Genomic DNA, 13,919 nt, shown 5'->3' with positions numbered 1-13,919 from the left:
CCCGAACTCCATGCCCGCTGACAACCTCCCGCCAGCAGCCGGGTACGCGCCCGACGACCGGGTCATGGTCTCCCCCCGGTACATGGCCGGTGCCGGTGACCGGATCGCCGACGCGATCGGCCCGTTGATCCACCTCTTCGGCTGGTCCACGCAGCATGACGCCACCACCGGACACCTCAAGATCGACAGCCCTGACGGCAGCTTGTTCTGCGACTTCGACCCCGTTCATCCCCTTGGGCAGTGGTGGACGATCGCGCACCACGAGCCGTACTGGGAAGTGCAATTCAGCTGTCAGGCCCCGCTGGAGGCGGTCGCCGCCGTCACCCAAGCACTGCCCCAGCTGCTCGGCGATACCCGTCACGCCGAGCGCATCCCGATCACGGATATGCCCATGGACCAGCTGGCGGAGCTCAACGGCTGGTCCGTCGAGAGCGACGGCGGACTGAACTCACCCGACTGGTACTGCCAGCTCCTGCACACGCCCGACGAGGACATCACCTGGCGGGCCTGGCACGCCTTCTACGAGAAGCAGCCGCTGGCCACCTTCACCCGCGACACCCCCGAGGGGCTCGTCCGGACCTTCTTCGCCCACCTGGCCACACCGACAGCGGTCGAACGGGCCTACGCCGAGGTGCCCCTGAGCACACGGTACGAACACAGCGCTTTGATCACCCCCGTCCGCGGGGCTGTCATCAACCCTCACTTCGATCACTCCTTGGCGCAGCTCGACCGCCCCCGCCCCCGCAGCCGCTGACCATCCCCCGCGCTCGCCAGGAGCCTACGCCCTGACCAACAAGGAAACACGATTCCCGCAACCCCCGCTTTCCGCGCCATCTCCCTCGGCGCCGGAATCCAGTCCAGCGCCATGCTCGCCCTCTCCGCCGAAGGCGTTCTCCCCAAGGTCGATTACGCGATCTTCGCCGACACCGGCTGGGAACCAAAGGCCGTTTACGACCACCTCGACCGCCTGGAACGCGAGATAGCACAACCCGCCGGAATACCCATCCTCCGCGTTTCATCCGGGAATATCAGAAACGACGCACTCGACCCGGAACACCGGTTCGCCAGCATGCCGCTCTACATTCTCAATAAAGACGGAAAGCCCGGAATGACCCGGCGGCAGTGCACCGGCGAATACAAAATCAAGCCAATAAAGAAGCAGGTACGCGACCTTCTCGGCTACCCCTACCCCGCACGAATACCGAAGGGCGTGTTCGTCGAGCAGTGGGTGGGCATCTCCACCGATGAGTTCCACCGGGCCAAGGACGCCGACGTCAAGTACATGCGGAACCGGCATCCTCTCATCACGGATATGAACTGGTCCCGCGCCGACTGCGTCCGCTACCTGACGTCGATCGGACTCGCCGAAACACCCAAATCCGCTTGCCTGGGATGTCCTTTCCACGGAAACGCCCAGTGGCGTGCCATCCGGGATCACAGCCCGGAGGAGTGGGCGGATGTTGTGGAATTCGATGCGGCGATCCGCGAGGGGAATGCGCGGGCGAATGCGACGGGGAACCGTCTGCTGGGGCAGGCGTTCCTGCACCGTTCCCGTGTCCCGCTCGGCCAGGCCCCGATCGACCACGTCACCGCCGCCGAATGGGCCGCCCTCCAGGTGGAGATCAGCGACCTGGACACGGCCGAGTTGGAAGAAGGCGTGGCGGACGGCTGTTCCCCCTGGGCCTGCCGCGGCTCCGACCCGGTGCAGGACGACTTCGGGCTGGCCGCGTGACGCGGAGCGTTCTGGATCTGTTCGCGGGTCCGGGCGGATGGTCGGTCCCCCTGCACCGGTGGGGAATCCGGGAAGTCGGCCTGGAATGGGACGAGTGGGCCTGCCGGACACGGGCCGCCGCCGGGCTGCTCACCATCCGCACCGACATCGCCCTCTATCCCACGTGGGTCTTCACCGGGCGCGTCGTGGGGCTGATCGCGTCCCCGCCGTGCCAGGCGTGGTCCATGGCCGGCAAGCGCCTCGGTCTGCTCGACCAGCCCCTGGTCCACCAGGCGGTCGCCGATCTCGCCGCCGGACGCGACACCCGCGCCAGCCTGCTCACGGCCTGCCGCGATGAAAGGTCACTTCTGGCGGCGGAGCCGATGCGCTACCTCCAAGCCCTCCACCGCAGCGGCGAGCCGGAGTGGGTGGCCATGGAAGAGGTCCCGCACGTCCTCCCCCTGTGGAAGCAGTACGCCGAGATACTCCGCAGCTGGGGGTACTCCGTATGGACCGGGATCCTGAACGCGGCCGACTACGGAGTCCCTCAAACACGGCGCCGGGCGATCCTCCTCGCCTCCCGGACCCGTACCGCGATACCTCCGCCCCCGACGCACGCCTCCGTCGCCGAGCCCGAATCGCTGTTCGGTCCGGGCCGGGAACGCTGGGTCTCGATGGCCGCGGCCCTGGGCTGGGGCGCCACCGACCGGCCGGTTCCGACCGTGTGCGCGGGCGGCGGCCCCGGCGGCGGACCGGAGCCCTTCCCCTCCGGCTCCCGCAAGGCCCTCACCGACGCCCGCGACCGCGGCACCTGGACCCGGCGGAAGGCCGGCACCGGGATCTTCCTCGCGTCCCGCCGGGAGGGACCGGGCTATGCCGAGCAGCACGGCCCCCGCGAGAACCGCCCCGCCGGCGCGCCTGCCCCCACGTTCACCACCGAGCCGCACCGGCGGTCGTGGAGTCTGCGGAGCAACAACCAGACCAACGCCACCGTCCGCCGCGCAGACGAACCGGCGGGGACGCTGTTCTTCGGGCACCGCGCGAACGAGTGCGTCTGGGAGGCCGAGCCGACGGATGGCGGCGCGGTGGAATCGATCCGGATCACCGCCGCCGAGGCCGGCCTCTTGCAGACGTTCCCGGCCGCGTATCCGTGGCAGGGCAACAAGGGACAGCAGTTCTCCCAGATCGGCAACGCGATCCCGCCGCGACTGGCAGCCCATCTGCTCGCCCCGCACGTCGGCCGGAACCTCACCCGCGACGACTTCGACCTGGCAGCCTGATGCCCGGAAGGACCCAGTTGTACGGCGACGGGGAAGGGCCAGAAGACCCCGCGCCGTCGCCGCCGGTGCACTACGCCGAGCAGGCTCTCCTCGGCGCGCTCCTCCTGAACCCCGCCCGCCTCAACACTCTCGGCCCGCTGGAAGCGGTCCAGTTCCACAATCCCGCCCACGCGGCCGTGTTCGCCGCCATGGCCAGCCTCCCTGCTCCGGAGGCCGCCGTGCACGCGAAGGAACCGGTCTGGCTGACCGCAGTCCACGATCACGCGCGCCGCGACGCCCGCGTACTGACCGCCTCCTACCTCCATGCCCTCGTCCAAGCCTGCCCGGCGCCCGAACACGCCCCGGCGTACGCGCGGATAGTCCGTGCCGACCACGCGCGCCGGACCCTGCGCGCTCAGGCCGAGCGTCTCGTACAGGCTGCCACCGGCTCGACGATGCCCGACCCGGCCGCCACCGCTATGACCCGCGCGGACGCCCTCGCAGGCTTCCTCGACAACCTCGCGAGCTTGTTCCCGCCGCACCCCGGCTCGCTGCCCCGCACCCCGCTCCCGCCACCGCCCGAACACGACAGCGGGGCAGAGGCGGCCTACGAGGAACGGGCCCTGCTCGCCTGCGCCGTCGCCCGCCCCGAGACCCTGACCGCCATGCGGTGGCTCCAGGCCGACGACTTCGCCACCCCGCTGCACGGGCAGCTCTTCCGGTGCGTCGCCCAGCTCGCCCACCGCGGCGACGCGGTCGACCCGGTCACCGTCCTGTGGGAAGCCCAGCACCACGGTCTGGTCCCGTCCCTCCCGCCGCGCGAGATCCTCGACCTCGTCAGCACCCCCGCCGGCGCGGCGGAGCACTGGGGCGAACGGGTCCTGCAACGTTCCCTGCTCCACCAGGCCCGTACCGCCGGGCTGCGGATCCGCGCGTACACCGACGACCCGGCCACCAGCGTCCACCAGCTCGTCACCGGCAGCCGCCGCGCCCTCGCCGACCTCACCGCCGTCCGCGCCCGCTGGCACCACGCCACCCACCCCGGACCCGCCCCACGGGCCGCCCCCACGTCCACCGCCGCCCGCGCCGGTCCCCGTTCACCCCGAACGAAGCCGGCGAGCGCCGTGCGGACCGGCCGATGACCCCAAGCCGAGAGAACCCGATGCCCCACTCCGAGCCCGCTATCCATGTCCGCCTCGCCCTCCACCCGGACCACCAGCCGGCGGTCACCGCCACGCTGACCGGTCCGGACAACGGCACCGCCCACGAGGTCCTCCTGGCCCACGGCTTCCGGGACAGTGAGCCGGGGGTGATGGTGCTGGCCCGGATCGACCGGGAGGAGCCCTACTACGCCGCCCGGGCCGCCGAGGACCTCGCCCGGCAGGGCTGCCGCACGGTGATCGAATCCGCGCTCCAGGAGGAGATCGACACCGAGTGGACCTGGGGCGGCTATCCGATGCCCTGGCTGACCCGCGACGAGATCCGGGAAGTAGGCGCCGCGGCCCAGCAGATCCACGACGACATCGCCTCCGGCCGCCTCACCATCCACCTGCACGCCCACGACGGGCACACCATCGTCGCCGCCGGCACCCACCAGGACGGCCGCCACCTCCACCTCCACGGCGAAGACCACCTCCGGCAGATCACCACCGTCTACGACACCGAGACCGAAGCCGTCGCCGACTTCCACCAGCTCTACTCCGTCGCCGTACGCCCCGGACCCGCACCGGCCACCGAAACCGAGCGCGCCGCAGCCGCAGCCCTCGCCAGTCCGCGTTCGGCCAGCGTGTCAGAGCCGACCGCTAGCCCCACCGAGACCGCGCCCGCCCCCATCCCCGCGCTGGAGGACCACGAAGCCGTCCTCGACTCGTTCCTCGAAGCCCAGAACGAGTGGCAGAAGTGGCGGACCTGGGACGACAACTGCACCTACGCCGTCCACGAATCACAGACCATCCGCGTCGAGTTCGACCACGAAGCCCGCCACCGGAGCGACACCGCCTGGACCGTCGCCGTCTACGAGACCCCCGTCGGCGAGCGCCTGTGGCACGCCACCGCCACCGCCGGCACTCCAGCCCCGATCATGAGCACCCTTCTCGACAGCCTCACCAACGGGGACGGCGCCTGGGGCCACGGCCCCGCACCGGTCAGCGAGAAGACCATCGCCGAGGTCACCCGCCCCCTCAGCGACGCCGACTGGACCCACACCGCCGACGGACACGGAATCACCCTCACCGGCCCAGGCCCCCACCCCGCCGGAGTCCGGTTCGACCCGATCGCCGCCCACCCCGCCTGGACCCTGTGGAGCGGCAACCCCGACCGGCCCGACTGGGCCATCCGCCTCTCCCCTTACACCCCAGCAGCCCTCCTGCAGGACCTCACCGCCGAACTCGCCCACAACCAGGCCATCCGCACACCACCGGCCCCGGCCAGGTCGGCAGCACTCAGCGTCCGGGTGGGTACCCCGGCATCGCCCCGTGGCACGGCAGGTAGGGCACAGCGGCGGTGATCCGCAGGAGGTGACCAGCGCCGTTCAGCCCGTATGCGCGATATCAGACGAGATGTGAAAAAGGCGAGGCGAGTCTGTCTCCATCCCGTAGATGGGGGCAGACTCGCCCTCGCCTCAACTGTCAGTGTCTGCCCGTACGCTGGCCGCGTGGGCTACATCATGGAATCAAGGATGCCGTTCGCGGCCAACAACGCTGACAATTGGCAGGCGTTTGAGCGGTTCGTTGCGGACGAGGTCAGCAAGCTCGACTCCAACGCGACCGTCGAGCACGACGCGAAGCTGCAGGGTGTTCACAGCGGGATTGAGCGCCAGATCGACGTGCTCGCATCGGTTCGGGCTCTCGGCGCCACCATGCAGGTCGTCTACGAGTGCAAGCTCTACAAACGCGCTGTGGGCATCGGCACCGTCGAAGAGTTCATCGGCAAGATCCTGGATCTGCGGGTTGACCGAGGAGTCCTCTGCGTCTTCGGCAACATAACTCCGTCTGCCTTCCACCGTCTGCTTGGTGTCCTCCATCCCCGCCTGGACCTTTACATCTGGCATCGGGACAACCCCACGCTCTTCGATCGGGAGCCGTCGCTGGACGAAGAGAACTGGGATGCCATTGCGGATTGGGATCGGCGCATGGAGCAGGTACGCCGTCAGCGGTTCCATTTCTGCTGATCCGGGTCGAACAGCGCGCGATGCGTCCTCGCGGCCTTCAGCCACAGGCGCTCCGACACGGGCAAACAGCTTGGCTACCGTCCTGATCCCCTGCGTCCAGAACCGTTTCATGCCAGACCGGGTAGCAACCGCTCGCGATCCTTGCCCCGCGCTTCCTTCATCCGCTTCAGGTGGGTGACGGTGCCATGACGGTTGTGGCAGTGCGGGGCACAATCCGCGGCCATGCCAGGGAAGTTTCCGGTCGTTCGGCGGATCTCCTGGCGAGGGCTCCCGGTGAAGGTGAGCGCTTGGTTGTACTCAGCGATCTCACAGGGCGTGTCGGCTTCCAGCAGTTGCAGGTCGAGTCGCCCGGTGCCGTGTCCCGGCCCGTCGAACCAAATCCGGCACCCACGCGCTCCGTAGTCGCAGGAGCAGGTGCGCATGTCCTCGCTGAGGGCGATTCCGAACTCGGGGTGGGTGAGGTGCTGAATGAACTCGTCGTGTGGTGTCCAGTGCGGTTTCGCGAAGGTGAGGGTGAAGCCGTAGGTGTCGTTGTGCTTAGTGAAACCGGCCATGTCCAGCCAGTCGGCACCAGCACGGAAGATCATCAGTCGCCGGAGCAGGGCACTGCCGAGTGCCGCCGCCTCACGCCACGCCTCGTCAGACCATGCGTGTGCCCGGGTGAACGCGGCTTCACCAGGTGTCAGCTCTCGACTCCGGAACGGCACCGATGCACGGCCTTGCCGACGGTAGCGGAGCTCCACTGCAGCTTTCCAGGCTTTCTCGGGAATACCCGCGAGGCGGATAGAGGCGGTGGTTCCCAGGAGTCCCACGTCGATCCTGTTGTGCTTGGCGTGGAGGACACGCAATCCGCAGATCCCCCCGAGATCGTGCTCGCCACCAGTCGGGAACAGACCCCAGGCGATCAGCTCGGCGAGCCCATCAGGGTCTGAATCAGCCGCGAACCGCACGACCGTCCCGGTCTCCCGCGGAATGACCCGCTCGATACGCAACGGCCGCGTGGTGTAGGTGGTGGGGTACTCCAGCAGCGCGCGCAGCACCTGAGCCTCCAGGAACTCCTGGTCACCCAGTGCCCGGGGAATGAGCGGGCTGCCGGGCGGGAGTGTTCTGATGCGCTCCTTCACTCCGGAGGAAGCCTCTCCGGTGTACCGGCGGCACAGGTCGACAGCATGGTCGTGGAACACGACGGACTCGCTTTCCGTGAAAGATGCTGCTGCCGGATCCCAGCGCGGAAGTGAGTTGGCGTTCCTGCGACTGTCAGGTGCGGTGCGAGGTACTGCGGGGGACTTCCGGCACACTGCGCTTCCGATCCGGGCGGCGCACGCCGAGGACTCCCTCAACCAAGACCGCACCGTACGGTGCAGCAGGCCAGTGCCGCAAGCGGCCTGCCCCAAATGGGGGAACCCGCTGCACACTCCTGCGAGGTTGTCGTCCCTCGGAGTCGTGGCTTGTACCATCCGGGTGCGGCGAGAACACCGCTCCCCGGAGAGATTCGGCCCATCCTTCTCCACGCTCAGGTGAACCGTTCGCCCTCCAGCAGCATGAGGTGCAGCACTTCTGGATTCCCACTTGCCACGTGTCCAGGGCCGGGACGCGCAAGGGAGAAGCATGAGTGCATCACCACAGGACATCGCGGGGAAGCGCTGCCTGTACACGGGGGAGACGTTCCAGGAGGCTTTCCGTGTCCTGGGGAAACTACGCCAGGGCGAGGCCCCCATCCCTACTGCCGCCAATCCGGATCAGGTGCTGCTGGAAGCCCGCGTTCTGCTGAATCTGCTGGAGTCCCGGAACATCTACACTCGCTACCCCCTCGGAATCGTTGCCGTCCACCCCGCGCCGGACACCATCGGCCTCCAGGTGGAAAGCGTGGAGCGCGCGACTGAGATCCTCTTCAACATCCTCCCGGCGTTTGGGCCCGACGGCGAACTCCACGGTGTGCCGGGCCTGCGGATCGCCCGGTGGCACAAGACCGCCATCGAGCTCCGTGTCTTGGGGCAACCTGCCCGGCTGCGGCTGTCCGGCCTTCCCTGTCGGCTCTGGCGCCAAGCGGAAGCGGATACGCTTCCGGGTTGGATCGACCCGGCCGAGATGCGCTTGTGCTGGCGCTCCTCACCCGCCCAGTACACCACCGTGGAACGCGAACGCCGGAACATGTGGGAAGACCCAGACGACGACTACGTCCAGAGAGTCCGCCGCGGAGCCTGGCTGAGCAGCGGGCTGCTGCGGCGGGCAGCTCTCCTGCATACGGTGTCCAACGCCTTCGCCGCCGACGGGTACCACTCACTGGGCGCCAACGTGGCGCCGCTGGTGGTCCGCTCCTCGCACGTCCGCGGACACGGTCCGGGGCCGCATCACATCGTCGCCGCCCTCCTGGACCCCGTCTTCGGCCTACCGCTCCGAGTGGCACGGTTCCAGGGTGACACCGACGAAAGCTACGGGGCGGACCAGCACTTCGTCCTTAAGGACCGATCCGGAACCGGCGCACTCGACCTGCGGGCCTCCACCGAGAAGCCCTCGTCCCGCATGGACGACACCCTGTGGCGGTCCATCATGCGCAGACTACCGACGCGGGGCTTCACGGGCCCGGAAGCGGGTCCCCTCGCCATCCTCAACTGCGTCGGGGCGCCATAGCGAGCTCGCCTGGGCAAAACAGCGGGCGCCCTCCGGCAACGCGTCCGAACGCCGGTCGGCTCGGGAATTCGAGGGCTGACCGTGCCCCTGGTGCCGTTCGCCGACGCACGATAGCCGGAGATCCCCGGCTCACGAAACCGGGGATCTGCCGGACCATTGACTACTCCACCGCCACGTCCTGCTCCTCCTCAAGAAAAACGCCCACTACGACCCAGCCTCCACCCGAGAGCGACGAACTCGAACTTCTATGCTCCCGCGTAGGCGAGGCGGAACAGCTCCCCGGCCCGCTCCAGGTCCCGCTCGGACCGGAGCTGAACCTCCAGGTCAACCGTTCCGTGGTGGCCGAGCCCCGTCACATCCCGGGTGAACCCGAGCGTGAGGTCGGCCTCCTTCGGGTCGACCTTCACATAGGCGAGGATGTTGACCTGCCGCGCCGGCGGGACGCAGACGAAGTTCCGCAGCCGCCGGTAGGCGGTGTACTGCTTGCGCCGCACCGCCCCCACATCGCCGCCCAGCCCGAGCAGCACCTCGTCCAGGGCCGTCGAGAGATCCGCCATCGCCCAACCGACCGTCTGGCGGCCCGGTGCCGCCGCGGTCCGTTCATGACGCCCCGAACCGGCGTGAAGCGGCAGAGACGATACCCGCGCACCGGGAGGGACGGCGGGGCGGGTGCCGTCAGTGCTCGGTGAGGTCCCGGATGTCCCAGCCAGCGCCGGTCATCGCGTCCGCGTACTTTTTGCTGCGGTCGCGGTGGGCGGCGAGCACCAGAAGGTGGGTTGGGCGTGTCGCGCCGACGAAGACGAGCTGCACGGCGGCCTGGACGCTCTTCAGCTCCCGCAGCGGGTCGCTCCTTTCGGCGATCATGCGCAGCGCCTCGGTGACGTCGAACTTCTTGCCTGTCTTTTCCAGGCACTCCAGGATCAGTGTTGCCGCGTGGGTCTCGCCCTTCGCGTCATGGATGCTCCCGGGTACCGCCCTCGCCGCCGGTACTGCGGCGACGGCCGCGGGGGCGGGCCCGGGAGCCGCGCCTACCGTAGCGGCGGGGGTGAATTCCATTACAGCCTGGCGTAGTTGGTAGCCATTGAGGAGCTTCAGCTGGATGGTCAGCTGCTCGGTGGCCTCTCCCCAGCTCGCTTCGTCGAATTCGTCCGCGTTGAGGAGGAGTTCGCGCAGCAGGATCCGCACCCTGCCTCCGGTCGTCGCTATTGACCTCTCCAGGCGGCCGAGGGGTGGGAGCCCGTCGCCGGTCGGTGACGAGACGGACGCGCGCACGGCGTTCCACAACTCGGTGGCCGCTTCGTGGCTGTCCGGGCCTGATTTCCACCGGTCGCTTGCCGCGCGGGCCGCGCCGATCAGGGTGCGGTGAGCCGTCGGGGTGCTGGTCGGGGTGTATCCGGGCAGGTAGCAGGAGATCGACTGCGGGTAGACGGGTGAAGTTTTCGGGTTCTGTCGTGCACCCAGTACACGCGGTGGACGTCGCACCAGGACGTCCTCGGGGACGGTCACAGCGGCCATGCGCTCGAAGGTCGGTACGACGTCGGACACTGTGGTCTCGTCGAACAGCAGAACCGCCACCTGGCCGTCGGGGCCGACTCCGCGGACCTGCTGGGGCCGCCGGACGGCCAGGCGGCTGGCCACGGCCGCGATCTGCGCCCCGAAGCGCTGGCTGACCGGCAGCTCCGGGGCCCCCGGCAGCGGGAACAGGGAGGCGGGCCCTCCTGCGGAGGCCGCGTCGCTATAGATGCCCTGGTTGGTGTCACCCACCCGCTGCACGACGGTGCATGAGGAAGCGAACACGAGGTCCAGCAGTTCATGCTGGGTGGCGCTGGTGTCCTGCGTTTCGTCGAGGAGAACGAACGGGAAGCGCGTGGTGACCGCCGCAGCGATACCCGGGTGGCGGGCGAGATACTCCTGGGCGATGGCGTACATGTCCTGGAAGCGGAAGATGCCCCGGCGGGCCAGAGTCTTCTTGAGGTGGTCCAGCTGTTTTCCGCTGGATGACTGGGCACCGAAGGGCAGATCTCTGGCCGCTCCAGTGACCGCGAGTTCGCCGTCCCGGTAGGTGAACGTCGCCCCGGCGACGATGCCAGTGCCCTGGTGCTGGCGTTCCACATAGTTGCGCAGGGTGGAGTATTCGGGACGCTGCAGGAGCAGGAGGGCTGCGGTCTCGAAGGCCGCGTCGTCGATGGACCGGACCTCCACTTTTCTGTTCCGGACGGCCGGCAGCGCGAGGAAGGTGTGCACGAAGGACTGAATGGTGCCGATGAAGTGCGGATAGCGCAGCAGGCTGCGTCCTGCGGCGAGAAGGTCCACCCGGTCGGCGATCTCGTTCTTGGCCGTGTTGGTGTGCGACAGCACGCACACCCCGCGTGTCGGGGAGGTCCACGCGTCGGCCATCAGGGCGAGCTTGAGTCCGATCAAGGTCGTCTTGCCCGATCCCGGGGCGGCCTGGAGGTCCTGCGTACTCTCGCTCTGGAGGAAGTCCCACTGCTCGGCGTCGAGCGGGTCCAGCCCCAGGAGTTTCACCATGTCCTCCACCTTGTCGGTGGCGAAGGCATCGGGCAGGTAGGTGCGGGTCACAGGGCCACCTCGCCGCACAGGTACGTGAAGGCATCGAGCAGGTAGGGCGGGACGTCGCTGCGAACCAGCGGCGTCGAGGCGAGCAACTGGGCGGCGAACTGCGCGGTGATCGGCTTGCTGACGTTGTCCAGCTTGAGCGGACGGTAGATCTCCAGAGCGGCCTCTTCCAGGGACAGGCCCTGCCCTATCCACGCGTCGACAGCCCGGTCGGCCCGTGCGATGGCCTTCTGCGACTTGTCGGCGTCCGGCCATGACCCCGCGGCAACGGATGCCAACTTGACCGCTCGGTACATCAGCCTGGCCATGGTCCAGGACGTGACCGCGAGATCGTACTCCAGCGTCCACCAATCGGACACGAACGTCTTCACCGGCCCGTCGTCGCCGGTGGTGAGCTTCGTGAGGTACGCGGAGATCTCCTCCTCCGTCATATCCGTCCAGCGCGCGAGCTTGCCCCTCATATCCTCGGGAGTGCCGGCAGGCACGAGATCACGGTCGCGGATACAGGCCACGCGGACCGGGATCTGCTCACCGTCGCGCTGGAAGACCCGGCTGTAGCGGAACAGGCCGACGTGGCCGACGTTGACCACGCTGATCCCGTGTTCGTTGAAGGGCATACCCAGGGCGTCGGCGAGCGCAGGCAGGAAGATCGCCTCGGCGTCTCCCTCGACCATCGCCAGCCCCCGGGCGAAGAACATGTTCGCCTTGGTGACGTCCAGGAACCGGGTCAGGAATGCGTAGTCCTCCTCGGTCAGCCGCGTGATACCGCGCCGCAGCGGAAAGGTGCGTCCCCGGGCGACGAGGGTCAGGCACTCGACCGGTGTCGAGGAGGCGAGGTTGGGGCTGTGGGTGGTGAGGATGACCTGCACAGGTGACCTGTCACCATCCTGCGACACCTGCGCCTTGTCCCGCAGCAGGTCCATGATCCGAGTCTGCAGCTGGGGATGGAGATGCGCCTCGGGCTCCTCGATCAGCAGCAGAGGAGCCAGTTCGTTCTTGCCCAGCAGGAGCAGCTCCGCAGCCATGAACAGGGCATTGTTGTAACCGAGTCCGCGTCGCGTCCACTCGTCGGATGCTGTGAAGAGGTTCAGTTCCAGCCGCTCCAGCGCGCGGACCAGCGTCGCGTCCGTGGCAACGCTGATCTTGGCGCGCAGGACGTCGTCACCAATCGCAAACCGCTGCAGGTAGGCCGAGTTGATGTCCTCACTCACCTCCGCGACAGCCTTGTTGTCGCGGATATCGCACTCAGCCCGCCGCAGGATACCCCGCAGGGTCGACGGGGGTTCATCACCGGTCGGGTCGAAGTCGTCGACATCCTGGTCCTTCATCGCCGGATAGCCGGCGAGGATCTGGGACAGCCGTGACCCGCGGCCCGAGCGCAGTTCCGCCTCCGCATCGCGAAGGGGGCGCAGATAGGTGGCGCGCAGGAGTTCGCGAGCAGCCCCGTCCAGGGCGGGGCCATTGCCATCCGGCCCGGTCCGGGTGGTGACCGAGACCCGGTTGCGCAGCGGTTCCATCCGCTGAGCCTTGAACGTGACCCACAACCAGGCAGTGCCATCGCGGTCGTGGGTGAGCAGTTCCAGGAAGACCGCCTGCTCCTCGGTCGACAGGTCGGTGAAGGCACACCCGATGGTGAAGGTCCCCGCCCTCCCGTCCTTCCCGAGGTGGAAGTCGTCCTGGGAGACCCGGTAGTAATCCGATGCTGCGGACTGCAGGCACAGCCGGATCGCGTCGACGATCGCCGTCTTCCCGCTGTCGTTCTCCCCCACGAGCACATTCGTACCGGCCGTGAACGACAGGCTCAGCGCATCATTCCGCTCGCCCTCACCTTGCGCTGCGGATCCAAAGACCCGGAAGTTCTCGACCCGCAGATGCGCCAAGTACACACAATCCCCCGCCGACAGAGGCCGCGACACCCTCTTCTCCGGGAAGGAGCCCCCGGGCGGCACGGCACTTGATCGATAATTCCGGAATCCTACGCTCTTCGTGGTCCCCGCCCGGGGCGAATTCGGCAAACCGGTGGGCGCCAACACTGCGAGGGCAATTCCCACGGCGGCGGCAACGGAGCGCTAGGCGCTGCTTGCAGACCGCACGGCGCGGAATGGTACGTCACAAACAGACGGGGACTCAGGGGCTGCTGTTCGCGATCTCTGCGTCAGCCGCGAGGCCGTGTGGGTGCCACGGCGTCAACCGCCGATCGTGGCCGCTTCCGTACCGCTGTCAGCCCGGTAGCGGGTGACATCCCGGAGACTCTGCATCACCCTCGGGCCATACGGCTTACGCCCATTCGCACCTGGAACACAAGGCGACCTGGACGTAGTTGCAGGGACATGTTGTCGGTGCACGACGACTGGCCAGGGCAGAGCGCAGGCGCCGGACGTGGCAGTCGCTCCGCTGGAGGCAGGGTCTCCAGGTAGGCGATGTAGTCCGGACGCTCCCGTGCCGGGCACCCCTCCGGGCAGGGGCCCGAGATCCACGGATCGTGCCCGGGGATCGGGTCGTTCTCCTCGTAGCGGGAAGCCACCCACAGGTCCCAGACGGGACGGTTGTACGGGCGGCGCAGGGCCTTAGC

The 13,919-nt window shown here is 68.3% G+C and carries 10 protein-coding genes and 1 pseudogene; 7 read left to right on the top strand and 4 right to left on the bottom strand.

Features of this window, described 5'->3' with window-relative positions; genetic code table 11:
* Positions 1-10 precede the first annotated feature (10 nt).
* From AB0G74_RS22110 to AB0G74_RS22085, 6 genes are all read left to right on the top strand, one after another.
* Positions 11-754: a DUF317 domain-containing protein gene (locus AB0G74_RS22110; RefSeq protein ID WP_361148815.1), complete on the top strand. Its 744-nt coding sequence runs from the start codon at positions 11-13 to the stop codon at positions 752-754.
* A 111-nt stretch (positions 755-865) separates the two neighbouring features.
* Complete coding sequence (locus AB0G74_RS22105) at positions 866-1,732, top strand: hypothetical protein (RefSeq protein WP_361148813.1); 867 nt, start codon at positions 866-868, stop codon at positions 1,730-1,732.
* Positions 1,729-2,991, top strand: a complete 1,263-nt coding sequence (locus AB0G74_RS22100) for a DNA cytosine methyltransferase (RefSeq protein ID WP_361148811.1) — start codon at positions 1,729-1,731, stop codon at positions 2,989-2,991. The genes AB0G74_RS22105 and AB0G74_RS22100 overlap by 4 nt, the downstream gene beginning before the upstream one ends.
* Positions 2,991-4,112 carry a DnaB-like helicase N-terminal domain-containing protein gene (locus AB0G74_RS22095; protein ID WP_361148809.1) on the top strand — a complete coding sequence of 374 codons (1,122 nt, stop codon included), beginning with the start codon at positions 2,991-2,993 and terminating at the stop codon, positions 4,110-4,112. The genes AB0G74_RS22100 and AB0G74_RS22095 overlap by 1 nt, the downstream gene beginning before the upstream one ends.
* Positions 4,109-5,476 carry a DUF317 domain-containing protein gene (locus tag AB0G74_RS22090; protein ID WP_361148807.1) on the top strand — a complete coding sequence of 456 codons (1,368 nt, stop codon included), beginning with the start codon at positions 4,109-4,111 and terminating at the stop codon, positions 5,474-5,476. Before AB0G74_RS22095 ends, AB0G74_RS22090 begins: the two co-directional genes overlap by 4 nt.
* A 147-nt stretch (positions 5,477-5,623) precedes the next feature.
* Complete coding sequence (locus tag AB0G74_RS22085; RefSeq protein ID WP_361148805.1) at positions 5,624-6,139, top strand: restriction endonuclease; 516 nt, start codon at positions 5,624-5,626, stop codon at positions 6,137-6,139.
* A gap of 107 nt (positions 6,140-6,246) precedes the next feature.
* Here the strand turns inward: AB0G74_RS22085 and AB0G74_RS22080 are convergent, their stop codons facing one another.
* Complete coding sequence (locus AB0G74_RS22080) at positions 6,247-7,323, bottom strand: hypothetical protein (protein ID WP_361148803.1); 1,077 nt, start codon at positions 7,321-7,323, stop codon at positions 6,247-6,249.
* Between the two features lie 424 nt (positions 7,324-7,747).
* Here AB0G74_RS22080 and AB0G74_RS22075 point away from each other — a divergent pair, with 424 nt between their 5' ends.
* Positions 7,748-8,770 carry a hypothetical protein gene (locus AB0G74_RS22075; RefSeq protein ID WP_361148801.1) on the top strand — a complete coding sequence of 341 codons (1,023 nt, stop codon included), beginning with the start codon at positions 7,748-7,750 and terminating at the stop codon, positions 8,768-8,770.
* A 245-nt stretch (positions 8,771-9,015) separates the two neighbouring features.
* Here the strand turns inward: AB0G74_RS22075 and AB0G74_RS22070 are convergent.
* The 3 genes and pseudogenes from AB0G74_RS22070 to AB0G74_RS22060 form a co-directional block, all read right to left on the bottom strand.
* Positions 9,016-9,336, bottom strand: a pseudogene (locus tag AB0G74_RS22070) (DUF5655 domain-containing protein); the annotation flags it as partial.
* Positions 9,337-9,445: 109 nt separating this feature from the next.
* Positions 9,446-11,350 (bottom strand): UvrD-helicase domain-containing protein, encoded by a 1,905-nt coding sequence (locus AB0G74_RS22065; RefSeq protein ID WP_361148799.1) that lies wholly within the window; start codon positions 11,348-11,350, stop codon positions 9,446-9,448.
* Positions 11,347-13,227: an AAA family ATPase gene (locus AB0G74_RS22060; RefSeq protein ID WP_361148797.1), complete on the bottom strand. Its 1,881-nt coding sequence runs from the start codon at positions 13,225-13,227 to the stop codon at positions 11,347-11,349. Before AB0G74_RS22060 ends, AB0G74_RS22065 begins: the two co-directional genes overlap by 4 nt.
* Positions 13,228-13,919: the final 692 nt, after the last annotated feature.

The organism is Streptomyces sp. NPDC020875, from assembly GCF_040641415.1.
Taxonomy (GTDB): Bacteria; Actinomycetota; Actinomycetes; order Streptomycetales; family Streptomycetaceae; genus Streptomyces.
This window is presented reverse-complemented; position numbering and strand designations above follow the sequence as displayed.